The 22,698-nt window shown below is 42.7% G+C and carries 22 protein-coding genes; all 22 read right to left on the reverse strand.

Features of this window, described 5'->3' with window-relative positions; genetic code table 11:
* Positions 1 to 3 precede the first annotated feature (3 nt).
* Positions 4 to 1,128, reverse strand: coding sequence for an FtsW/RodA/SpoVE family cell cycle protein (locus DW152_RS02450; protein ID WP_118287875.1), 1,125 nt, complete (start codon positions 1,126 to 1,128; stop codon positions 4 to 6).
* A complete protein-coding gene (locus tag DW152_RS02455) occupies positions 1,125 to 1,337 on the reverse strand; it encodes a cell division topological specificity factor MinE (RefSeq protein ID WP_118287876.1) in 213 nt (70 codons plus the stop codon). The genes DW152_RS02450 and DW152_RS02455 overlap by 4 nt, the downstream gene beginning before the upstream one ends.
* 12 nt (positions 1,338 to 1,349) lie before the next feature.
* Complete coding sequence (gene minD / locus DW152_RS02460) at positions 1,350 to 2,141, reverse strand: septum site-determining protein MinD (RefSeq protein ID WP_021860995.1); 792 nt, start codon at positions 2,139 to 2,141, stop codon at positions 1,350 to 1,352.
* Positions 2,123 to 2,785: a septum site-determining protein MinC gene (locus DW152_RS02465; RefSeq protein ID WP_021860996.1), complete on the reverse strand. Its 663-nt coding sequence runs from the start codon at positions 2,783 to 2,785 to the stop codon at positions 2,123 to 2,125. Before DW152_RS02465 ends, minD begins: the two co-directional genes overlap by 19 nt.
* A gap of 19 nt (positions 2,786 to 2,804) precedes the next feature.
* Positions 2,805 to 5,744 carry a penicillin-binding transpeptidase domain-containing protein gene (locus DW152_RS02470; protein ID WP_186855355.1) on the reverse strand — a complete coding sequence of 980 codons (2,940 nt, stop codon included), beginning with the start codon at positions 5,742 to 5,744 and terminating at the stop codon, positions 2,805 to 2,807.
* Positions 5,737 to 6,255 (reverse strand): rod shape-determining protein MreD, encoded by a 519-nt coding sequence (gene mreD, locus DW152_RS02475; protein WP_021860998.1) that lies wholly within the window; start codon positions 6,253 to 6,255, stop codon positions 5,737 to 5,739. The genes DW152_RS02470 and mreD overlap by 8 nt, the downstream gene beginning before the upstream one ends.
* Positions 6,256 to 6,271: 16 nt before the next feature.
* Entirely contained in the window at positions 6,272 to 7,141 is an 870-nt protein-coding gene (mreC, locus tag DW152_RS02480) for a rod shape-determining protein MreC (RefSeq protein ID WP_021860999.1), read from the reverse strand.
* 1 nt (position 7,142) lies between these two features.
* Positions 7,143 to 8,165: a rod shape-determining protein gene (locus DW152_RS02485; protein ID WP_021861000.1), complete on the reverse strand. Its 1,023-nt coding sequence runs from the start codon at positions 8,163 to 8,165 to the stop codon at positions 7,143 to 7,145.
* Between the two features lie 17 nt (positions 8,166 to 8,182).
* A complete protein-coding gene (gene radC, locus DW152_RS02490) occupies positions 8,183 to 8,884 on the reverse strand; it encodes a RadC family protein (RefSeq protein ID WP_117537200.1) in 702 nt (233 codons plus the stop codon).
* Positions 8,885 to 8,926: 42 nt separating this feature from the next.
* Positions 8,927 to 9,187, reverse strand: a complete 261-nt coding sequence (locus DW152_RS02495) for a DUF4321 domain-containing protein (RefSeq protein ID WP_021861002.1) — start codon at positions 9,185 to 9,187, stop codon at positions 8,927 to 8,929.
* A gap of 96 nt (positions 9,188 to 9,283) precedes the next feature.
* On the reverse strand, positions 9,284 to 10,909 hold the full coding sequence (locus tag DW152_RS02500) for an NAD(P)/FAD-dependent oxidoreductase (protein WP_118287877.1): 1,626 nt from the start codon (positions 10,907 to 10,909) through the stop codon (positions 9,284 to 9,286).
* Positions 10,910 to 10,938: 29 nt separating this feature from the next.
* On the reverse strand, positions 10,939 to 12,204 hold the full coding sequence (locus DW152_RS02505; RefSeq protein ID WP_118287878.1) for an NAD(P)/FAD-dependent oxidoreductase: 1,266 nt from the start codon (positions 12,202 to 12,204) through the stop codon (positions 10,939 to 10,941).
* A 22-nt stretch (positions 12,205 to 12,226) separates the two neighbouring features.
* On the reverse strand, positions 12,227 to 13,510 hold the full coding sequence (locus DW152_RS02510; protein WP_118287879.1) for a methionine gamma-lyase family protein: 1,284 nt from the start codon (positions 13,508 to 13,510) through the stop codon (positions 12,227 to 12,229).
* A gap of 24 nt (positions 13,511 to 13,534) precedes the next feature.
* Complete coding sequence (gene miaA, locus DW152_RS02515) at positions 13,535 to 14,485, reverse strand: tRNA (adenosine(37)-N6)-dimethylallyltransferase MiaA (RefSeq protein WP_118287880.1); 951 nt, start codon at positions 14,483 to 14,485, stop codon at positions 13,535 to 13,537.
* Positions 14,485 to 16,605: a DNA mismatch repair endonuclease MutL gene (mutL, locus tag DW152_RS02520; RefSeq protein ID WP_118287881.1), complete on the reverse strand. Its 2,121-nt coding sequence runs from the start codon at positions 16,603 to 16,605 to the stop codon at positions 14,485 to 14,487. The genes miaA and mutL overlap by 1 nt, the downstream gene beginning before the upstream one ends.
* A 3-nt stretch (positions 16,606 to 16,608) precedes the next feature.
* Positions 16,609 to 19,254: a DNA mismatch repair protein MutS gene (gene mutS, locus DW152_RS02525; protein WP_021861008.1), complete on the reverse strand. Its 2,646-nt coding sequence runs from the start codon at positions 19,252 to 19,254 to the stop codon at positions 16,609 to 16,611.
* A gap of 78 nt (positions 19,255 to 19,332) precedes the next feature.
* Positions 19,333 to 19,752, reverse strand: a complete 420-nt coding sequence (locus DW152_RS02530) for a putative ABC transporter permease (protein WP_021861009.1) — start codon at positions 19,750 to 19,752, stop codon at positions 19,333 to 19,335.
* 82 nt (positions 19,753 to 19,834) lie between these two features.
* Entirely contained in the window at positions 19,835 to 21,280 is a 1,446-nt protein-coding gene (miaB, locus tag DW152_RS02535) for a tRNA (N6-isopentenyl adenosine(37)-C2)-methylthiotransferase MiaB (protein ID WP_118287882.1), read from the reverse strand.
* A 15-nt stretch (positions 21,281 to 21,295) separates the two neighbouring features.
* Positions 21,296 to 21,472 carry a DUF4250 domain-containing protein gene (locus DW152_RS02540; RefSeq protein WP_021861011.1) on the reverse strand — a complete coding sequence of 59 codons (177 nt, stop codon included), beginning with the start codon at positions 21,470 to 21,472 and terminating at the stop codon, positions 21,296 to 21,298.
* A complete protein-coding gene (locus DW152_RS02545; RefSeq protein WP_243059755.1) occupies positions 21,472 to 22,029 on the reverse strand; it encodes a 5-formyltetrahydrofolate cyclo-ligase in 558 nt (185 codons plus the stop codon). The genes DW152_RS02540 and DW152_RS02545 overlap by 1 nt, the downstream gene beginning before the upstream one ends.
* Positions 22,007 to 22,240, reverse strand: a complete 234-nt coding sequence (locus DW152_RS13400; RefSeq protein ID WP_021861013.1) for a DUF896 domain-containing protein — start codon at positions 22,238 to 22,240, stop codon at positions 22,007 to 22,009. Before DW152_RS13400 ends, DW152_RS02545 begins: the two co-directional genes overlap by 23 nt.
* Before the next feature lie 61 nt (positions 22,241 to 22,301).
* On the reverse strand, positions 22,302 to 22,652 hold the full coding sequence (locus tag DW152_RS02550) for a hypothetical protein (RefSeq protein WP_207722375.1): 351 nt from the start codon (positions 22,650 to 22,652) through the stop codon (positions 22,302 to 22,304).
* Positions 22,653 to 22,698: the final 46 nt, after the last annotated feature.

Here is a 22,698-nt window from a genome sequence, read left to right on the forward strand (position 1 = left end):
TCCTTATTTGTATTTTTTCGGCTGTAAACCAACATTCAATACAATTCCGATACCAATGTACAGACTGACAAGAGAAGTCATTCCGTAACTGACAAACGGAAGTGGAACTCCTGTGTTCGGAATCAATCCTGTCGCAACACCGATATTGATAAAGCTCTGGACTCCTATGAGTCCGCCTACCCCGCAGCAGATGATCCTCCCTGCGAGGTCCTTCGCTCGAATTCCTATCAGAATACATTGTAGCACAATTAATAATAATAAAGCAATAACAACGCAACTTCCAATGAAACCTAATTCTTCACCTATGATCGCAAAAATAAAATCAGTCTGTGGCTCCAGAATAAAGTTACCATTTTTTACAGAGGTTGTTGTATTATTATTCAGTCCTTTTCCGGAAAGCTGTCCGGAACCAATTGCCATAACAGAGTTGTTCTGCTGATAGGCTCCATCATCTGCATATTTATCCGGTTCAAGGAAGGAAAGAATACGTTCCTGCTGGTAATCTTTCAGGAATGGCTGGTTCGGCTGCACAACAATGCTCAAAAAGATAATTGCTGTCGGAATCAGAATTATCAAAACAGTTCCGATAAAGCGGTAACTGAGTCCTGCAATATAAATCAGAAAACAGATTACCACAGCAGTACAGATCGTTGTGGAAAGGTTTGGCTCCATAATGATAAGCGCCAACGGTAATCCCGCAAGAATCGCATATTTGCAAAGTGTGCTACGGTCGTTTACATCCCGTTCATGTTCCATCAGGAACTTTGCGAAAAAAAGTATCAGCAGGATCTTTGCCATCTCAGATGGCTGGAAGGTAGTAAATCCCAGATCGATCCATCTAGTCGCTCCGCCGACCTTTTTACCTGCAACAAGTACCAGCCCCAGTATAAAAATAGAAAAGCCATAGAAAAACCAGTAAAAATCAAGCAGCCAGACATAATCAATGAATGTGACGATCATCATAAAGACAATTCCGATCATGACCCCCAGTACCTGACGGCTTTGATATACCTGCTTGGCACTTCCTACAACAAGTATTCCAATTACAGATAAGATAAAAACAAGTGTAACTAATGTAAAATTGTAATCTCTTAACCGATACGGTTTCGTAAATTTTGGTAATTTCACTCTTCTTCTCCTGAAAAACTAATTAAAATTTGTGTTCTGAATATTTCTACTTTAAAATCCTCTTCTGTAAATTCCATATACTTGGAAAGCGTCTCATACAATTCCCGACATATTTTATCATAAGAATCTGGTGTGCATTTCACCCTGTCGCTGGTAACCAGTGCTTTTAAACGGTTTTTTGCAACAAAAACAGAAGATTTTTTTAACATAGGCTCTGCCTCCTACCCTTTCCGGAAAATTCCAGAAAGCTTTGAAAAGAATTTGTGGCTGCTGTTAAGATCCATAAATGGAACATCTTCACCCATAATTCTTCTGCTGATATTACGATACGCTTTTCCAGCCAGAGAGTCAATTCCGATGACGGGTTCTCCCTGGTTTGTGCCAATGACGACGTGTTCATCATCCGGCAATGCACCGATCAGAGGGATCGACAGAATCTCTGTCACATCATCCACGGACATCATATCGCCGCGTCTGACCATATCCATGCGGATCCGGTTAATGATCAATGCGTTATCCCTGAGACCGCTTTTTTCCAGCAGTCCGATGATACGGTCTGCGTCACGGATCGCAGACACTTCCGGAGTTGTGACTACAAGTGCGCGGTCAGCACCTGCGATCGCATTATGGAAGCCCTGCTCAATTCCCGCCGGGCAATCCAGCAGGATATAATCAAAATCTTCTTTTAATTCAGAAGTCAGCTTTTTCATTTGTCCCGGTGATATTGCCGACTTGTCCTTCGTCTGTGCAGAAGGCAGAAGATATAGATTCTCATATCGTTTATCTCTTATAAGCGCCTGTTTTAAGCGGCAGGAGCCTTCGATCACATCTACCAGGTTGTATACGATGAGATTTTCCAGTCCCATGACTACATCCAGGTTCCGAAGGCCGAGATCGGTATCGATCACGACAACCTTCTTGCCGGCTTCTGATAAGCCGGCACCGATATTTGCTGTTGTAGTTGTTTTACCTACACCGCCTTTTCCTGAAGTAATTACAATAACCTCGCCCATGAATAACTTCCTCCTATTACTGGTTTTACTTCGATCTCACCGATTCGAAGCAATTCTGGCTTCATATCAATTGCTGCGATCATCGCATTATAATCTCCAGTTGCGCCTGCAATGACTGTTCCGTATATCGTCCCGGTCACTGTAACGCTGCCCTTACATATGACAGTTGCGCCTGTCTCAATATCTCCAACAATTACAATGCTTTTATCCGCTTCAAGGATGGCACGTCCTCTCAGATTGCCTCTGTAGAACAGTCCATACTCTGTGTGTATTGTCTCTGCGGAGTCATAAGCTTCACCTGCTGTATCATTAGAAGTATTGTCTCTTGTCTTACGGCACAGATGTCTGCCAGACACCGGAGTATCTGTTATAGTATGTGTTTCCTGTGTATTATCTTCCGTGTCTGTCAGGCACAGAATCTGAATCCCGGCAGATTCTTCAATTGTCTCTGCCATTGCCTGTTCTTCCTCTTTCGTAAACGTACGCCCTTCAAAAGTTACTACCATACATGCATGATTAAAAAAATGAGTAAATGCATGCAGTTTTTCGTGAACCCGTTCTCTTAACAGATCAAACGGAAGTTCCGGATCAAAACGAAGAGTCATACCATATCTGTTACTTTTGATCAGAACAGGATCTTTCACATAGAACCACCTCTTTCTTTTAGTCGCCTCCGGAACCGCTTCCAATCGTTGCAGCTTCTCCGGTGATGATCTTCTTCTTGTCGCCTTTGTTGTAATAGTATTTCATAACATCTCTTCCGACTTCGGCCGCACGGGAAGAGCTGTATCCGTTTGCAATACGGATTGCCCATGCGACTTCCGGAGAATTGCTTGGCGCAAATCCGACAAACAATCCATGATCCGGATGTGTCTTTCCCTGCTGTGCAGTACCGGTTTTACCGGAAATTGCGAGATTTGTATGATTCAGGCTCGAGAAAATATCATTATGTTCCAGAAGTACCACATTACGCATACCTGTGTGTACTGCACTCCAAGTGGAATCCGGAACATCTGTGATCTTATTCTTTACTTTGGCTTTGTAAGATTTGATCCTCTTTCCTTTAACATTGGTTACTTTATCAAGAACTGTCAAATTGTATACAGTTCCTTTATTTGCAACAGTTGTAATATATCTTGCAAGCTGGCTGGTCGTGTAGTTATTTGTACCTTGTCCAATTGCTGACGGAACAGAAGAATCATCAGAAATCTGTGGCTGCGCCTCCGGAATCTCAATACCGGAAGTACTTCCAAGTCCGAATTTTTTCGCATATTTCTTCAGTACATTAAGTCCACGGTCGCTGGAATAATAAGAAGAAGTTGCTTTTCCTTCTGCATTGTCTGACTGTATCTGATTCAGTCCATTCTGTTTCAGACTCAGACGGTATCCGACTTCATAGAAGAAGCTGTTGCAGGAATGCTGGATTGCCTGTGAGACGTTCAGACTTCCATGCGCACTCGGATAAGCCCAGCATTTTGGATTCGGTGTTACTTTCTTATAAATACCGGAACAATTAATAATAGATGATGTTGTAATAACACCTTCCGATAATCCGGCAATTGCAGACAGTGGCTTGTATGTGGAACCGGGCGCTGTCTTTTCCTGCGTTGCACTGTTATATAACGGTCTGGAACTGTCATTTAACAGCTTGCTGTAATAATTGGAATCCATTGTATTTGCCAGCTTGTTATTGTCATATCCCGGATAAGATACACATGCCAGCACATCTCCATTATTTGGATCCGTCATGACAAGTGAGCCTGTAGATGGTTCCAGTCCCAGCTCGCCCGGCGTGATTTCCAGTTTCTTGATCTTTGCACGGATAAAATCATAAGAGCCAAGACTACCGGCTTTTAACTGTGCATACTGTGCATCACTCTTCTTCAGCACATTCTGCTCATATAACATCAGACAAATCTGGCGTCCGGTGATTGTACCGGCTTTGATCATGTACTTGTATATCATCTTATCAAAACTGCTGTTTGATTTCAGTCCGTCCATGATATACGAAACAAGTGCTTTGTATAGCTCTGTAGAATCCGAATATTTTCCGCTCTTCGGCATATAATTTGTTAATTTTGAAGTATCAATCCAGTTCTTGGAAATCGCATAGTTCAGATACTTTTTAATGTTGATTGTCTCAGAATCATGCCATGCTTTGTAAGTTTTGTCACTGGAATCGATTTTTCCTGAAAGCAGTACTTTATTATTGCTTGTCAGCATATCATTAACAAGGTAACTCAAGTATGCCTGATATTCCTTTGACTGATCTTTATATGCGGCAGCACCTGAACTGTTTAACATTTTTTTGAGCTTTTTAAGCACGGCTTTTTTATTGGATGAAAATGTTTTGTGAACTGCCTTTTCTGTAGACTTGGCATCATCATCCGAAAAATGTGTCATATCCAGAATATCATTGGAAATGAAGGAATTATATACATCACCAACCGGAATGATCACATCACTTCCGTCGGATACCTTCGTACGGTCATAATTCAAAGTATTCTGCAATTTACTTAATATAATTCCGGCAAGTTCCTGTTCCAGAATATTATAAGCTGCAACCTGCAGATCCGCATCAATTGTAAGATAAAGGTCGTTTCCTGCTTTTGCCTTCTTGCCCTGAACAGTATCCAGAACTTTACCTACGTTATTAACATACAGCTTGACTGTTCCTTTTTTACCTTTTAAGGTTGTATCCATTGTTTTTTCAATACCGGCTTTACCAACGGTATCGGTCTTATCGTATTCTTTCTGTTTTTTTTGGCTCAACGCATCGTATTCTTCCGTAGAAATCTGTCCGGTATAACCGATCAGATTGGCGAAACATTTGCTGTTCGTATATTTACGGAGTGATTTCTCATCGATATTGACTCCCTGTAAATGATCCATATTTTCCATTACATCTGCAACGGTATCATCGCTGACATCTTCTGCAATCGTTGTTGCAATGTATTTCTGATAACTGTTCAAAGCGATCGCATAGCGAATATTGATCAGCTTAAGAACACTCTGCTTATCCAGCTTCTTCTCATTGATTCCGTAACCACTCCGCTTGTCTGTGCAGAGGTAATGGATAATATCTGCAGCAGATTCATTTTTCTGCTCTTTGCTGAGCTCATCGATCGTCCTCTTGCCGTAAACATCGGCAACAAAACGAAGTCTCTGTGTATCTGATTCTGCGGCAAATACATATTCTTTATCCTTGTCAAGAATAATACCAAAGTTATTGATCACCGTATCACTATTTGATTCAACCATCTTGATTACCGTTGTGATGATCTTGTTCAGAGCTTTGTTCTTTTCTTTTAAAGTATCATACTCTCCGTTATCTTCAATCGTAACAGAATATGCCAGTTCATTATAAGCAAGCAGCTTTCCGTTACGGTCATAAATATTCCCGCGGGTACCTTCAACATCTTTTGTTTTCTGGATTTGCAGTTTATAGTTATCCAGATATTCCTGCCCTTTTACAATCTGCAAATAAAAGACACGCTGTACCAAAACCGCAGACATAATACAGAATACAACAACGGCAACAAATATTCTGGATTTAAATATTTCTGCAATACGATCTCTCAATCGTTCGAATAAATTAGACAAATTTACTAGCACTCCTTTGTTCTTCTGATTCAAGTTTTCGGTTAATATGAAGGATCACCTGATAAAGGATCAGGGTTACCAGTATGGTGTATACAAGTTCCGGTATAATAATACTGAACAGGTATGTTCCAAATGCAAAGTCTCCCTGCAGCATATATACAAATACATAGATACAGATTCCATATAAGAATTCGCTTGCGGAGATCAGTACGATCGGAAGTTTGATATCTTCATCGTAAAAAAGGCGCTCAAACGAACCGTTCAGATATCCGATCACGGTATATAGCAGTGTATGAAATCCAAGGAGCTGTCCCCAGAATATATCTACTAAAAGTCCGGATATGGCACCGACAGCTATTCCGGATTTGCGTCCTCTCATAAATCCGAAGGAGGACGTTACTACGAGCATAAGATTCGGACTTACTGCACCGAATTTCAGTTTGACAAATAGCGTACTTTGCAAAAGGAAACTGATTAATATGATGAAAAAAGTAATTACTTTTCTTTTCATGAATCCTTACTCCTTCTTACTTCTTTTTTGACCGGCTGCTGATCATCTCCTGCTTGGTTTTTGTAATGACAAGCACTTCCTGGATCTTGCTGTAATCAACAGCTGGTGTAATATAACCAGAACGCGTCAGATTGTTGGAATCTACCTTCACTTCACTGACATATCCGATAAACAGTCCCTGTAAGTAGCGGTCACTGACGTGGGATGTGACAACCTGCTCTCCCACTTCAATCTTATTGTCGTTATTGGCAAGTTTTTCAAAACGGAGTCGTCCGTCAGAGGCAAGTTTTAAATCTCCGCGGACAATACAGGTATCTGAAGTAGAAAGCATCATTGCACTGACATTGCTTGCATCATCAATCAATGCACGAACTCTTGCATAATGTGGTCCGACTTCTGTGACAATACCGACCAGACCGCTTCCGGCAAGAACGTTGCAGTTCTTTTTGATACCGTCTTTGCTTCCCTTATCAATTATAAAATCACTGAACCAGTTCGTGCCATTATCGGCAATGACATGCGCTCCGATTTTCTTATAATCCGAGTAGTTTTCATCCAGTTTGTATAACTGCTTGAGCCTGTCCAGTTCATACTGTTCCTGACGGAGCCTTGTATTATCGGTTGTAAGCTCATCTACTTTTTTCTGTAATTTTTTGTTTTCCTTCGTCATATCTTTCATTGTCTGAAAGTTTTTGGATACGTCACTCATCCATGTACCGGCATAGCTGATCCCTTTTTCCATTGGAATAACCGTATAGTTGGCAACAAAAGTAACCGGACCGGCATGGCCGGTAAAATGTTCAATTCCCATCAGAAGTATACAGACAACCGCTATGATCAGAAGCCAGTATTTGCTTGGAAGTGACGATTGATTCTTTATCTTCATATTATCTCATCCACCTATAATTTTGATCTAACATTGAGTATGCAAGTTTGCTTAATTCTTTTGATTTAATGATTTTCTCTAATCCGTTTACGACACAAATGTCCGGTTCCGACGACGTCGATGTATGGATACCGGTTGCCTTCTCGATATAGGTCTCAAGTCCCGGCATATATGCCATGCCACCAGTCAGGTAGATCCCGTTCTCATGAATCGCTTTGCGTACTTCCGGTGGTGTCCTGTCAAGTAAGGAATGAATGGCGCGTACGCAGTCCAGCAAAGGATCACGAAGCGCTGCACGGATCAATGTATAAGAAATTGTCTTACGCATTGGAAGTCCTGTGATTAGATCACGTCCTGCAACAGACAGTGCTGCATCTTTCTCGCCGGTAAAAACGCCGAAACGTTTTCTTAAGATCTCAGCTGTATGATGACCGATCAGGAAATCATGGCTGTGCCGCACCAGATTAACGATTGCCTGGTCATAGGCTGTTCCGCCGAGCTTTAACAGCCGGTTCAAAACCATACCGCCTTCTGCAAGAACCGATAGTTCTGTCGTCTCACCGCCAAAATTCACGATAAGCACACCCTTTGTCTCTTTGACATCAAGTCCGAGCCCGACTGCATCTGCAATGGAACGCTCCACGATATTTACTTCTTTTGCCTTTGCAGTAGAATGGATCACCAGGTCAAAGAATGCCTTTTTCTCAACTTCTGTCACATCCGTCGGAACTGCGATTACATATTCCGAACCTCTGGCGAACTGTCTTCCTTTCTTCAACAGATTCTGGAGCAAAAACTGCATATCATTAAAATGGGAAATTACACCCTCCTTCATTGGAAATACAACATTAATGTTGTCCGGTGCTTTCTCATACATGCCATATGCATCATCTCCGACAGCGAAAATCTCCGTACCGTCTTTGATCGCAATTACATCTTTTTCTTTCCAGATCGTATCTTTTTTCTTATCATATACCTTGATCTCATAAGATCCAAGATCCAGTCCGTAAGTATTTCTTGCCATCTGATATTTATCCTTTCTCAAGCATTTTCTAATAGTCCTTCTTCGCGAAAGCTCATATAACAATGATTGCCAATAATAATATGATCTAACAAATCAATTCCAACCAGCGCTCCTGCCTGTGCGATACGACCTGTGATCAGTCGGTCATCCGCGCTCGGAGTCGGATCTCCGCTCGGATGATTATGTAACAGCACAATGGATACAGCTTCCTGTTTCAAAGCTTCCACAAAAAGCTCTCGCGGCGTAATGATCGATGCTTTCACTGTTCCTTTTGAAATGTTTCGTTCACAGATCAGTTCCGCTTTTGTATTCAGCATCAGAAGTTTCATAACTTCCTGACTCTCATGCCGTAAATCTTCCATATAATAATCAGCTATTGATGTGGGGGATGAAAATCTGAGATGCTCTTTCGCAGACGCTTTTGCCAATCGTTTTGCCAGCTCTGACAGACACAGAATCTGTATGGCTTTCACTTTCCCTATTCCCTTAAGCTTAAGAAGCCTGGGTAAGGAAAAATGGTGAATACCCAGAATCCCGTTCTGACCGGAATCATATAAGATCCTTTTCGCCAGTTCAACAGCATTCTCACCTTTGGTCCCCGTACGGAGAAACACTGCCAGAAGTTCGATATCTGTCAAACTCTCCGGTCCCATCTCCACACATTTCTCATAAGGCCGTTCCACACTTGGAATTTCTTTCATGGTATTTGATTGATTCATCTCATCTTTAGATTCGTACGACGATCCCTTTAAAATCTTAAATTAAAGGAAACGATAAATGAAAATTGCTACAATCACGCCAATGATGCTTGCAATGGTAATTTTAATTGTAAGTCCGAATGTCACAACAAGCAGTCCCAGATTCAGAACCACCGGATCATCCAGTCCGAACGTCTGTCCATAGCTGAGCCAGTTCAGTGAAGATACACCGTCTGCCAGCATGCCAATAAAACCACCAAGAACAATCCCTGCCAGTAATAGCAGAAATAAAGCCCAGGCGTTTTTGCCTCCTTTTCCCTTCATAATATGTACTCCTCCTCGTGTTTATCTCTTCGAAAAACTCAATACATTTTATCATATTTCCGAAAAAGTGTATAGAGTTATCCCATTAATTTTTTCTTAACATGTACCAGATATGTCGAAAGGACGGTAAACCCGGCTGATTGCTTCGGCTGTCTTAAGCCCGTCCATTGCAGCGGAAGTAATTCCTCCGGCATACCCTGCGCCCTCTCCGCAAGGGTAAAGTCCGCGCACGCTGCTCTGCAGTGTCTCATCCCGCAGAATGCGTACCGGAGAGGATGTCCTGCTCTCCACTCCTGAAAGCACCGTATCCGCATCCGCATATCCCTTTATCTTCTGATCAAACGAGCGTATCCCCTCTTCCAGTGAATCAGCGATCACTTCCGGGAATACCGGACGCAGGTTCGTCCAGTGATATGCACCTTTCATCTGTGGGGTAACTCTGCCTTCTGCTTCAGAAGCTTTGTCTTCACAGAAATCTCCGAATAACTGCACCGGGATTTTCCCTTCTCCTGCTCTGTATGCGGCTTCCTCGAGTTTCCGCTGAAATGCCATTCCTGCAAGTACATCATCCGTGCCGTAATCTTCCGGTGTTACCGTGACAATAACTGCACTGTTCGCATTTTGACCATCTCTGCCACTGTAACTCATTCCATTTACGGCAAGTCTTCCGGCTTCCGAAGATGCATTCACGACATATCCGCCCGGACACATACAGAAAGTATAGACGCCTCTTCCATTTTCCAGATTGACAGTCAATTTATATGGAGCTGCCGGAAGTCCATCCGGCTGTGCGCTTCCATACTGATTTTCATTGATCATGGACTGTTTATGTTCCACACGGACACCAACCGCAAAAGCCTTTGTTGTCATCGGAATTTCTTTTCTTTTCAGCATTTCAAATGTATCTCTTGCACTGTGTCCGATTGCAAGGACAAGTGCCTGCGTTGGCTTGTCTGTCACTTCGCCACTATGTGTATCCTGAAGTTTTATTCCGGTAAGCTTTCCCTCTTCTGTTAAAAGTTCTGTTACCTGTGTATGAAAATGGACTTGTCCGCCCAGACGGCAGATTTCTTCTCTCATACGTTTTACAACAACAGCAAGAATATCTGTCCCTACATGTGGTTTATTATCATAAAGAATTTTTTTAGGCGCTCCGAATTTTACAAATGTTTCCAGAGCAGCTCTGCCTCTGCCCTCTTTATCGTGAACCAACGTATTCAGTTTTCCGTCTGAAAACGTTCCGGCTCCACCTTCTCCGAACTGGACATTGGAATTGGGCTTTAAAGAGCCTCCGTTCCAGAACGCTTCTACATCCTGCATTCGTGTATCCACATCTTCTCCCCGCTCTACAAGAACCGGTGCATAGCCCATTTTTGCCAGGCTATATGCACAGAATAATCCTGCCGGTCCGCTTCCGGCGATTATCGGCGCATGTGCAAGTGTTTCTGTGCCGGTTGGAACCGGTGCATATATCGGCTTTGCTTTGCAGACGTTTACATTTTTCGGCAGATTTTTCTTCTGTAATCCTGCTTCGTTTTTTACTGACAGTTCCAGTGTATAGACATAATACAACACCGGCTTTTTCCGTGCATCCAGAGAACGTTTTGCAATCCGGAATCCGATAAGGTCCTGCTCGCGGATGTGCAGTTGTTTCAAAGCTTTTTCCTTAAGACGCTTTGTTGTATGTGGAATCTGTAGTTTCAGATTTGAAATTTGGATCATCCGTTTTAACTCCTGTTATTTTATTACTTTTATTTTCCGGTGTTTTTCTTACCTGCGGCAGCACATCCGGCAAGATACCCACTTGCCCATGCCCATTGCAGATTGTAGCCTCCGCAGATGCCGTCAACATCCAGCAGCTCTCCGGCAAGATACAGGTCCTTACAGATACGCGACTCCATTGTATCAGATGCAATCTCTGTAAGATTTACACCTCCGGCGCAAACCTGTGCATTGTCAAACCCATTCGTGTCAGAAATGACAAGTTCCAACCTCTTTAATGTAGAAATAAGTCTATCCCAATCCGGTGTTTTCAACTTTTTCACATACAGTTTTTCCGGTATTCCGGCCGTTTTTAAAAGCACTGTGATTAGTTTCTGATTCAGAAGACCGAGTAGAAATTCGGAAACCATATAAGTTTCACGGTTCTGTGTACGTTTCTGTAAATAGGATTTTAATTCTTCTTCAGACATTCCAGGAAAGAAATCTATCCGTACAACCGGCGTCTTTTTCTCATACAAAAGTTTTGCCGCCAGACGGCTGATCTGAAATACCGGTATACCGGAAATGCCATAAGCAGTGATCTGAACTTCTCCGGTGTCGCTTCCGAGAATTACGGGGTGATTGTTCATATCGCTTCCATCAAAGATTTCAACTTTTGTTTCTGTGCGCACACCGGAAGCCTTTGCCAGTGGATGCGATTTTACTTTTAACTGCACAAGTGCCGGAACAACCGGAACAAGCGAATGTCCAAGCATCTTTGCAAGTGTATATCCGCTTCCGTCTGAACCAAGAACAGCCGCTGCGCGTCCACCACATGCGAGAATCAACCGATCGGCATGAATACTCATTCCCGGTGTATCTGTAAAAATGCGGAATCCTTTTTTATTTCGCTGCACTTCGGTTACATGAATGTCTGTCTTATATGTTACGCCCAGTGCTTTTAATTCAAGAATCAACAGCTGCTGGATTGTCTGTGCCTGATCCGATCTCGGATAGTAATAACCGTTCCGGTCTTTCGGATATACACCTAATTTTCGAAAGAAATCCAGCGTCTCATCTGTTCCGAATTTATCAAGAACACATGGTATCACATCTTTTGAATCACTGTAAAAACATTCTTTTTCCATATAAGCATTTGTGAAATTACAGCGACCGTTTCCGGTAGATAATAATTTCTTTCCTAATTGATTTTTATGTTCTAATATAAGAATCTCATGAGACGGATCTGTCCAGGCTGCTGCGATCGCTGCCGTCATGCCTGCCGCACCGCCTCCGATGATTACGATCTTTGCCATAAATACTCCTTATATTTATTGCTTATAATTTTACAATACCGGCTCTTACAAGATGTTCCAGAGACATCAGGATTCCAAGTTTTGCGCTTGGCCATGTTAAACCGCCCTGGAAATAAACCGCATACGGCGGTTTGATTGGTCCGTCTGCGCTCAGCTCAATCGAAGAGCCCTGTACAAATGTACCCGCCGCCATAATTACATCACTGTCATATCCCGGCATTGCCCACGGTTCCGGAGCAACATAGGAATCTACCGGTGCGGCCGCCTGGATACCATGACAAAAGGCAATCATTGCCTCGGCAGAGCCAAGTTCTACTGCCTGGATAATATCATGACGGCTTTCCGTTCCGTTTGGTACAACCGGGTACCCCAGTTTTTCATAAATTTTTGCCGCAAGAATAGCACCCTTTAATGCACTTGCTACAACTGTCGGGGCAAGGAACAGTCCCTGATAGAATGACTGCATGATTCCGAGAGATGCGCCGACTTCTTTTCCAAGTCCTGGAGAAGTCAGACGATATGCACAGTTTTCAATCAGTTCTTCTTTACCGGCAATATAGCCGCCGATCGGCGCAAGTCCGCCTCCCGGATTTTTGATCAGAGAACCGACAACCATATCCGCACCTACATCACTTGGCTCGATTTCTTCTACAAATTCTCCGTAGCAGTTATCAACCATGCAGATCACTCCTGGTTTGATCTCTTTGACAAAACGGATCACTTCCCCGATCTGTGCAACAGAAAAGCTCGGACGCGTCTGGTAACCTTTGGAACGTTGTACCGTAACCATCTTTGTTTTTTCATTGATTGCTTCACGGATGGAATCAAAATCAAATGTCCCATCTTCCAGAAGGTCTACCTGTCTGTAAGAAATCCCATATTCTGCAAGCGATCCTTTGGAAGGGCGGATACCGATTACTTCCTCCAGTGTGTCGTAAGGCTTGCCGCCAGCCGCCAAAAGCTCGTCTCCCGGGCGTAAATTCGCTGCAAGAGAAAGTGCCAGCGCATGTGTTCCACAGGTAATCTGTGGGCGAACCAGTGCACTTTCTGTATGGAAGACATCTGCGTAAATTTTCTCCAGTGTATCTCTTCCATGATCGTCATATCCATATCCGCTGACATAGTTAAAGCAGTCTGCACTTACGTGATTTTTCTGCATAGCGTGCAATACTTTTAACTGATTGTACTCGGCACGCTGATCAATCTCGTCAAAACGTTCTTTTAAATCTTTTTCAATAGTATTTCCAAATTTCAGTACTTCCGGGCGAATACCCATTTTTTCATACATATTTGTAATCTCTGACATGTTCTTACCCTCTCATTATATATATTATTTTTCTTCTGCCTTCCACGGGAGTTTTGAAAGCATTTCGTCTAAAATCTGCTCCGCCTCATAACCAAATGATTGTTTGTTGATCCAGATTACATCCCGCTCTCTCTTAAACCAGGTGAGCTGACGTTTGGCGAAATGCCTTGTATCTCGTTTAATTGTATAAATAGCTTCTTCCAGCGTACAATTGCCATCCAGATAATCCAGAATTTCTTTGTAGCCAAGTCCCTGCATGGAAACAAGCTGCTTTGTATAGCCCTTGTCTTTTAAAGCCTGTACTTCATTTACCAGACCTTCCTCAATCATTTGATCGACACGCCGGTTAATACGTTCGTACAGATGTGCTCTGTCATCTGTCAGCACAAAATAGGCAAATGCATACGGGGACTCCCTTTGACGCTGTGTCTCGTTGTGTTCGGAAATTCGTTTTCCGGTCTGCTCATAAAATTCCAGCGCACGTATCACACGCTTGATGTTATTTGGATGAATCATTTCAGCAGATGCCGGATCAACCAAAGCAAGCTTCTCATGCAAAGCTTCTGCTCCATGTTCTCTGGCATAAGCTTCCAGTTCTTTCCGGCATGCATCTTCTTTTTCATTTTCATCAAAATCAATATCATAAAGCAATGCCTGGATATAGAAGCCGGTTCCACCGGTAACGATCGGGATATGCCCGCGTTCCCAGATTTCCCGCATCGCTTTTTTGGCAAGCTGCTGAAATTTTACAACATGAAATTCATCATCCGGCTCCAGTACATCAATCAGGTGATGCGGTATGCCTTCCATCTCTTCTGGTTTTATCTTCGCAGAACCGATATCCATATGCCGGTAAACCTGCATCGAGTCAGCAGAAATAATCTCGCCGTCAACTGCTTTTGCAAGTCCGATGGAGGCCTTTGTCTTGCCAACGGCCGTCGGACCGGTAAGAATGATCAATGGTTTTTTCTTCATTATACAATCCTCTTAAATTTCTTTTCTAACTCCCGTTTAGTCATGGAAATAATCGTCGGTCTTCCGTGTGGACAATGATACGGATTATCCAGAAGAAGCAGTTCGCCGATCAAGGTGTCGACTTCTGCAGCAGAAAGACTCATATTGCCTTTTACAGCCGCTTTGCAGGACATAGACGCAATCTTCTCATCAATCAGGTCGGACGGCTGGTTTCTGTTAAGCTCATCCGATAAATGGTCAATCATTTCCAGAAGCAGATCTTTTTTGGCAATGCTGAACAGATTATCCGGAACACTTCTTACCGCAAAAGAATCCTGCCCGAATTCTTCAAACTCAAATCCAATTCTTGTAAAGCGATCCATGTACTGTCTGAGCAGCTCCGCCTCTTGCATCGTCAGGTTCAGAATGATCGGCGGGCTGATCATCTGGGATGTGAATTCCCGGTTTTTCATTTCCCGCAATGTCCGTTCATACAGAACTCTTTCATGTGCTGCATGCTGGTCGATAATATACAGACTATTTTCGAACTGGACAAGCCAGTAGGTATCGAAAATCTGCCCAATCAACGTATAATCTGCTTTTCGTTCTTTGTCAAGAAAACGATCTTCAAAGAGATCCATCTGTTCCGGTTTTTCATTTGCTTTGATGTCAATACCTTGTTCATTTGCTGTTGTCTTTTCAGTCGTTGTTTTAGCAGTTCCCGGTATTTCTGGTGTTACATCTGTCTTTTTAGGAAACTCTTGTTTTTTCGCATCCCTTGCAGTCGCTTTGTACTGCGACACCGCTTCTCTTATCCGGTCTGCCTGCCGTTCAGGCTTAAAAATATCTGACCGGCTCTTTACTTCCGCAGATGAATTCTGCTGGTGATAAGATGTTACACGCTTTTTCATCTGTTCCATGAAATAATCCAGATTCCTCTCTTCTTTCGGCGGTATTTTCGATTTTTGTTTCACCGGTGTCTGCACCCCAGCCCACATTTCTGATTGCGCTGCCTGTTTTGTCATATTCCCGGCAGTTGATGCAAAGCTGACCGAAGATCCGGTTGTACGGAAATTTTGCTTTTCCTTCGTTACCGGCACAACCTCTGCCCTCGGCACTTTCGGCTCATCTAGTGTCACCTTCGGAATCAGTTCTCTTCCGTGAAGTGCCGAGTCGATTGCTTCATAGAGTGTATTATACACTTCCTGCTGATTGTTAAACCGAAGCTCCATCTTTGTTGGATGGACATTCACATCTACATGTTCTCCATCAATCGTAATGTGAAAGACAGTAAATGGGAACTTATGCTGCATGGAAAAATCTTTATATGCATCTTCAATGGCACGGTAAATAATATTACTTTTCACGTAGCGGCCATTAATAAAATAATTTTCAAAATTACGGTTTCCTCTGGAAATGAGCGGCGCTCCAATGTAGCCGCTTAAGGAAAGCCCGTTATTCTTATATTCCAGAGGAATGAGATTAGCAGTAATCTCTCTTCCATATACGTGATAAATGACATCTTTTAAATTTCCATTTCCGGATGTATGCAGTCTGGACTGCCCGTTATTGATGAACTGGAAAGAAATCTCCGGGTGCGACAGTGCAAGTCTCGTCATCAGATCGCCGACATGGCTTGCTTCGGTGATCGGTGTCTTCAAAAATTTCCGTCTTGCCGGTACATTATAAAAAAGCTGACGGATCAGAAATGTTGTTCCATCCGAAGCTCCGGTATCTTCCAGTTCTTCTTCTTTCCCACCGGCGATCTGGTAACGCGTTCCAAGAAGCTGTTCCTTTGTTTTTGTAATCATCTCGACCTGTGAGACAGCCGCAATACTGGACAACGCTTCACCACGAAAGCCTAAAGATGCAATATGTTCCAGATCTTCGGCAGCGCGGATCTTGCTCGTAGAATGTCTGAGAAATGCATTCTGAACATCGTCCCGTGCAATTCCGCAGCCGTTGTCAGCAATGCGCATATAAGAAATGCCGCCTTCTTTGATCTCTACAGTCACAGAACCGGAACCGGCATCAATGGCATTTTCTACCAGCTCTTTTACAACAGAAGCCGGACGTTCAATCACTTCTCCGGCTGCGATCTTATCAATTGTTATCTGATCTAATACATGTATGTTTGACATAAACTACCACCTGTTTTTTAACTTGTTCTGCAACTGATACAGTGTATTCAGTGCGTCAATCGGCGTCAGATTCGTTACATCCAGGTTTTTGAGTTCCTGAAGTACATCATCATCTTTGACGGTATCAAACAATGACATCTGTGCCAGATCCACATCATCATATTTCTTTGCTTTGTGTTTCGACTCACTTCCTGCCACTGCAATATCTTTGATCCGTGACGTGATGTCTGCCTGCACCAGTTCTTCTACAATTTCTTTTGCACGGTCTGTAACAGAAGCTGGGACACCGGCAAGACGCGCCACCTGAATACCATAACTTTTGTCCGCACCACCGCTTACGATTTTACGAAGGAAGATAATGTCATCGCCTTTTTCTTTCACGGCAATGCAGTAATTATTCACGTTATCAATCTTTCCTTCCAGTTCCGTCAGCTCATGATAATGCGTTGCAAATAATGTCTTTGCTCCCAGCAGTTTACTGTTGCTGATATGCTCAATCACTGCCCACGCAATACTCAGTCCGTCAAAGGTACTTGTTCCACGCCCAATCTCATCAAGGATCAGGAGACTCTTGCTTGTCGCATTTCGTAAAATATTCGCGACTTCTGTCATCTCTACCATAAAGGTACTCTGTCCGGAAGCCAGATCATCCGATGCTCCCACTCGGGTGAAAATACGGTCAACAAGTCCGATATTTGCCGAAGATGCCGGAACGTAGGATCCAATCTGTGCCATCAGTACGATCAAGGCTGTCTGGCGCATATAAGTTGACTTTCCAGCCATGTTCGGTCCGGTGATGATAGAAATTCTTTTCTTCTTATCATTCAGATAAGTATCATTTGTAATGAACATATCATTCGGAATCATCTTCTCTACGACCGGATGTCTGCCGTCTTTGATATCAATGACACCTTTCTCATTGATCTTCGGACGCACATAATTATTACGTTCAGCGACCAGTGCCAGAGAAGCCAGAGTATCAATCTTCGCAACCGCTTTCGCTGTTGTCTGGATACGCACAACTTCTTTTGCAATCGTGTCACGCACCTCACAGTAGAGCTGATATTCCAGCGCATACAGCTTATCTTCTGCACCGAGGATCGTGTCTTCCAGTTCTTTTAATTCTGGAATAATGTAGCGTTCCGCATTGGCAAGTGTCTGTTTCCTTGTATAGTACTCCGGCACCAGATTCTTGAAAGAATTAGTTACTTCCAGATAATAGCCGAATACTTTATTATATTTGATTTTGAGATTCTTGATTCCGGTCTTTTCCCGCTCGTCTTCTTCCAACTTGGCAAGCCATTCTTTTCCGTCAGACTTGGCATGTCTTAACTTGTCTACTTCTGCATTGTAACCATCCCGGATGATGCCACCCTCTTTCATGGCAAGCGGTGGCTCATCCTTAATTGCCTTTTTCACCAATGTACACAGATCTTCCAGTGGATCTAACGCATCGTACAGTTCCCGGTTCAGGGTACTTTGCATATCACTTAAGATTGTCTTTACATGTGGCAACATGGAGAGGGAACTCTCAAAAGCAGTCAGATCTCTTGGATTGGCAGACTGGTATGTAATCTTGCTGACGAGACGTTCCAGGTCATAGACCGGTGTCAGGTATTCTCGAATCTCTTCTCTTGCGATCGCATTGTTTTTAAATTCCTCTACCGCATCCAGTCTCTCATCAATTTCTTTTTTATGTAACAATGGCTGTTCAATATACTTGCGCAGTGTCCGCGCTCCCATCGCAGTTTTCGTCTTATCGAGAACCCAGAGTAGGGAACCTCTTTTCTGCTTCTCACGCATTGTTTCACAAAGTTCCAGATTCCGTCTTGTAGAACTGTCGAGAAGCATATATTTGCCATTCGTATACGGTATCAGTCTGGACATATGTGTCAGTGCATTCTTCTGCGTCTCCTTCAGATACTGGAACAGTGCACCTGCCGCTACAATACCGCAGTCATAATCCGCAAGTCCAAGCCCTTCCAGTGTTGCACAGTGGAAATGCTCTTCCAGCGTCTTTGTGCAGATTTCATCATCAAAATACCATGCATCCAGCGAGTAAACGGTGATACCAAGACGTTCTCTTAAATCGTCAAAATCCATGCCACTCATATAAAAAGCCTCATTGCAAATAAGCTCTGAGGGCATAAATTTGTAAATTTCATCAAATAACTTTTCACTGTCTTCTATCTCGGTCACAAAATAATCTCCGGTTGTCACATCCGCAACCGATACACCATACCGGTCTGCAATGTATGCGACACACATAAGATAATTGTTCTTCGTCTCATCCAATGCCTGGGTATCCAGATTCGTACCCGGTGTTGCGATCCTGACAACTTCTCTCTTTACAATTCCTTTCGCTGTCGCAGGATCTTCCACCTGTTCACAGATTGCAACTTTATATCCTTTGGACACAAGCCGGTTCAGGTAACTGTCTACAGCGTGATAAGGTACTCCACACATTGGTGCCCGTTCCTCCAGCCCGCAGTTCTTCCCTGTCAGGGTGATCTCCAGTTCTTTTGATGCTGTGATTGCATCGTCAAAGAACATTTCATAAAAATCTCCCAGTCTATAAAACAAGATACAGTCTTTGTATTCTTCTTTTGTTTTCATGTATTGCTGCATCATTGGTGTTAATTCAGCCACATCTATTCTCCTTTGTATCGATTTTAAGTTTACATTTTATTATAACATTATTTTTCCGGTGGGAAAAGATAGAATTTCTCATCTCAGAACATGAAAAACAGGTTTTTCTTCGCCGAACAGGTAACAGGCAAGGTAGCTGGAAAGAAAAATTCCAACCGCACAGAGTCCTGCAAAAATGATTGCAAAAGGCAGACAGATCTGCCCTAAGATCTGAAATGGCATATCTGTATAATCCCATACATTCATATGCCACATACAGTTTACAACGATTCCTGTCATAAATTCCATGGAAACTACAAAAATATCGCATCTCAAAATTTGTTTCCACAGTGGTTCATCCCATCCAATCTTGCTGCCCTGCAGATAAATAAACAGGAAACAGATTCCACCAAGCAGAAACATGCTCCAGTGCGAAAATCCACGAAACAATTGTTCAAATACATAATACAGACTGCCTCCGATTCCGATGAGGCAGAGATATTTTCCGGTTCTACCCATAAAAACGCCCTCACTATCCTTCTTACCAGATAGTTTGAGCGTTTTTGTATCTCTTTATAGGTGGAAGATATTGCAAATGATTTTATTCTGCAAGTTCTCCCAGATAATAGAATCCTTTACATTCTGTCAGGTGTGCATTGACATAGCTTCCGATCATGGAGGCCTCTCCTTTTAAATGTACAAGCAGGTTATTACTCATACGTCCGGTCACCATAGTCGAATCATGATCGCTGACAGACTCAATCAATACTTCCTGTGTTGTTCCTTCATGAACCGCACATACTTCAGCTGCGATGGATTGAACTTCATGAAGAAGGCGGTCAAATCTCTTTTTCACAACATCTGCCGGTACCTGGTTTTCCATTTTTGCGGCAGGTGTTCCGGTACGTTTGGAATAGATAAATGTAAATGCGCTGTCATAGCGGACTTTTCTTACAACGTCCAGCGTCTCTTCAAAATCTTCTTCTGTCTCCCCCGGAAATCCGACGATAATATCTGTGGTAAGAGAAATATCCGGCACTTTCGCACGCAGCTTTTCTACCAGTTCCAGATAAGATTCTTTCGTATAATGACGGTTCATTTTCTTTAAGATTTCTGTACTTCCTGACTGTACCGGAAGGTGCAAATGCTTACAGATTTTCTTTGAAGTTGCCATTACATCGATCAGTTCATCGGAAAGATCCTTTGGATGGGAAGTCATAAATCGGATACGTTTAAGTCCTTCAATCTTTTGAATTTTCTGCAATAACTGCGCAAAACTTATCGGCTCATCCAGTGTCTTTCCATAGGAATTGACATTCTGTCCGAGAAGCATAACTTCCGTGACACCGTCTGAAACAAGGCGCTCAATCTCCCGGATAATATCTTCCGGCTTTCTGCTTCGCTCACGGCCTCTTACATATGGTACAATGCAGTAGCTACAGAAGTTATTACAACCGAACATAATATTGATTCCCGATTTGAATGAATATTTTCTCTTATTCGGAAGATCTTCTACGATTTTATCGGTATCTTTCCAAATATCGACAACCATCTTACCGCTTTCATAGCGCTGGCATATAAGCTCTGCAAATTTGTAAATATTGTGCGTTCCAAATACAAGATCCACAAATGAATAGCTCTTCTTTAATTTTTCAATAACTTCCGGCTCCTGCATCATACAGCCACAGAGTCCAATCTTCATATGTGAATTTTTCTTCTTATGAGGCTTTAACTGTCCCAGTCTTCCGTACACACGGGTATTGGCATTTTCACGCACGGTACATGTATTGAAGATTACAAAATCTGCTTCGTCTTCAGGTGCTTCCATATATCCGATATCCAGTAAGATTCCCCTTAATTTTTCAGAATCTCTTGCGTTCATCTGACATCCAAAAGTAGTAATACATGCAGTCAGTGGACGTCCTGCTTCCTCAGCCTCTTTCTGTACATATTTTTTTGCTTTTTCTATGTAATAATACTGTCTCGCAGTATCTTCCTCTGGTGGAGTTTGCATAAGATCGATGTTGTATTTCATATGATCTGACATATTGTTTCCTTTCTTCTATACAAATTGGTTGGTATTTTCGTCGTAAGTGTAATCAATGTTCTGTAATTTAGTTTCCATCTTTTCTCTGTCTGCCTGCATATCCTCACACAACGCATCAAGAGATGTATACTGGTCGCGCAGTTTTGTATTCACGACGCTTAAAAGCAGCATCGGATCTTTTGGTAAATTCATTATTCATATATCCTTTCTTCTGTGATCAGTTTCTGTGGACGGATATCATTCGCCTCTGTCGGCACACCTTCTACAATCTGAAATCCGAATGCAACCGCAGCCGTAAAAAGCTCCGGATATAGTTCCAGATATTTATCATAGTAACCACCGCCGAAGCCGATGCGGTTTCTGTCTGCATCAAAAGCAACACCCGGCACAACCATGAAGCCATCTCTTGCTTCTTCTTTCCCGGCTTTACTCTCGCCTTTTGGCTCCAGGATTCCGTATGCTCCGATCTCGAAGTCATCTTTCGATCTGACCCGGAAGAAATCCATAATATCACCGTTCACTCTCGGAAGCCAGAGATTCTTGCCAAGTCGGAGAGATTCTTTCAGTATCATTTCTGTCTTTACTTCCCCCGAAAAATTCATATATGCGTAAATATTCTTCGCTTTCCGGTATTCCGGCAGGGCAAGCAGTTTTTGGGCGATCACCATGCTTGATTTCTCACATGTCTCTTTGGACTGTGCTCTCCGCTGTTTTAAAATGCAGGATCTAATTTCCTTTTTTGTTTCCATATTTTTCTGCATGTCTTTTTCCCAGATCTGTAACACTTCCGTCATGTTCTTTGATAGAAATATTATTAAGCTGACCGCGCAGGTTCATCCGGACAGAATCAATATATTCGCGGCGCAGGATCTGCTGTTCCTTTCTCTCTTCTTCAGTAAGTGTTCCTTCTTTTGATTTATGATATAATTCGTTAATTCTTGCGATTTTCTTCTCGTCCATTCTCTTTTGTCCTTTCCGTCATTTATCTGTATTCGTTTAAATCTTTTCATTTTCTATGGTTTCAGCTGGAATAATTTTCCAGAAATCCGTACAGATCTGCCTGGGAACGGATATATTTTCCATAGCGGATCTCATTGCGGACCTTCTCCGGCAGATCATCATAAGCAATATCTGTATATTCATATACAGTTTTACGATCACTGGCATATACAACCAGGAATCCGCCTTCCTCTATCAGATAATATCCTTCTTTTTTATTTGCATCCGCAGGAACTGTCTGCGTCTCTCTTTTTACTTCCGCTTCTTCCTGTGCATGTTCTCTTGCCTTCTGGAAACTGAACTGATAGGCAAATGTCAGGATCAGCACTGCCAGAACTGCTGTCGTGAAAAAGCCAATACCATACTTATTCATAATAAGGACAACTCCTTTTTAGTATAGTATTGGCATGTAAAATCTT

Source organism: Dorea sp. AM13-35, assembly GCF_003473885.1.
Classification (GTDB): Bacteria; Bacillota; Clostridia; order Lachnospirales; family Lachnospiraceae; genus Dorea_D; species Dorea_D hominis.

Bases quoted from the DNA above. Each gene is read 5' to 3' on its own strand.
- radC (WP_117537200.1), bottom strand. From the start codon at position 8,884: ATGAATCAATCAAATACCATGAAAGAAATTCCAAGTGTGGAACGGCCT.
- miaB (WP_118287882.1), bottom strand. From the start codon at position 21,280: ATGTCAGATCATATGAAATACAACATCGATCTTATGCAAACTCCACCA.
- minD (WP_021860995.1), bottom strand. From the start codon at position 2,141: ATGGGCGAGGTTATTGTAATTACTTCAGGAAAAGGCGGTGTAGGTAAA.
- DW152_RS02500 (WP_118287877.1), bottom strand. From the start codon at position 10,909: ATGATCCAAATTTCAAATCTGAAACTACAGATTCCACATACAACAAAG.
- mreC (WP_021860999.1), bottom strand. From the start codon at position 7,141: ATGAAGATAAAGAATCAATCGTCACTTCCAAGCAAATACTGGCTTCTG.
- DW152_RS13400 (WP_021861013.1), bottom strand. From the start codon at position 22,240: ATGGACGAGAAGAAAATCGCAAGAATTAACGAATTATATCATAAATCA.
- DW152_RS02550 (WP_207722375.1), bottom strand. From the start codon at position 22,652: ATGAATAAGTATGGTATTGGCTTTTTCACGACAGCAGTTCTGGCAGTG.
- DW152_RS02530 (WP_021861009.1), bottom strand. From the start codon at position 19,752: ATGGGTAGAACCGGAAAATATCTCTGCCTCATCGGAATCGGAGGCAGT.
- DW152_RS02510 (WP_118287879.1), bottom strand. From the start codon at position 13,510: ATGTCAGAGATTACAAATATGTATGAAAAAATGGGTATTCGCCCGGAA.
- DW152_RS02485 (WP_021861000.1), bottom strand. From the start codon at position 8,165: ATGGCAAGAAATACTTACGGACTGGATCTTGGATCTTATGAGATCAAG.
- mutL (WP_118287881.1), bottom strand. From the start codon at position 16,605: ATGTCAAACATACATGTATTAGATCAGATAACAATTGATAAGATCGCA.
- mreD (WP_021860998.1), bottom strand. From the start codon at position 6,255: ATGAAAAGAAAAGTAATTACTTTTTTCATCATATTAATCAGTTTCCTT.
- DW152_RS02545 (WP_243059755.1), bottom strand. From the start codon at position 22,029: ATGGAAACAAAAAAGGAAATTAGATCCTGCATTTTAAAACAGCGGAGA.
- DW152_RS02495 (WP_021861002.1), bottom strand. From the start codon at position 9,187: ATGAAGGGAAAAGGAGGCAAAAACGCCTGGGCTTTATTTCTGCTATTA.
- miaA (WP_118287880.1), bottom strand. From the start codon at position 14,485: ATGAAGAAAAAACCATTGATCATTCTTACCGGTCCGACGGCCGTTGGC.
- DW152_RS02540 (WP_021861011.1), bottom strand. From the start codon at position 21,472: ATGAATTTACCAAAAGATCCGATGCTGCTTTTAAGCGTCGTGAATACA.
- DW152_RS02455 (WP_118287876.1), bottom strand. From the start codon at position 1,337: ATGTTAAAAAAATCTTCTGTTTTTGTTGCAAAAAACCGTTTAAAAGCA.
- DW152_RS02505 (WP_118287878.1), bottom strand. From the start codon at position 12,204: ATGGCAAAGATCGTAATCATCGGAGGCGGTGCGGCAGGCATGACGGCA.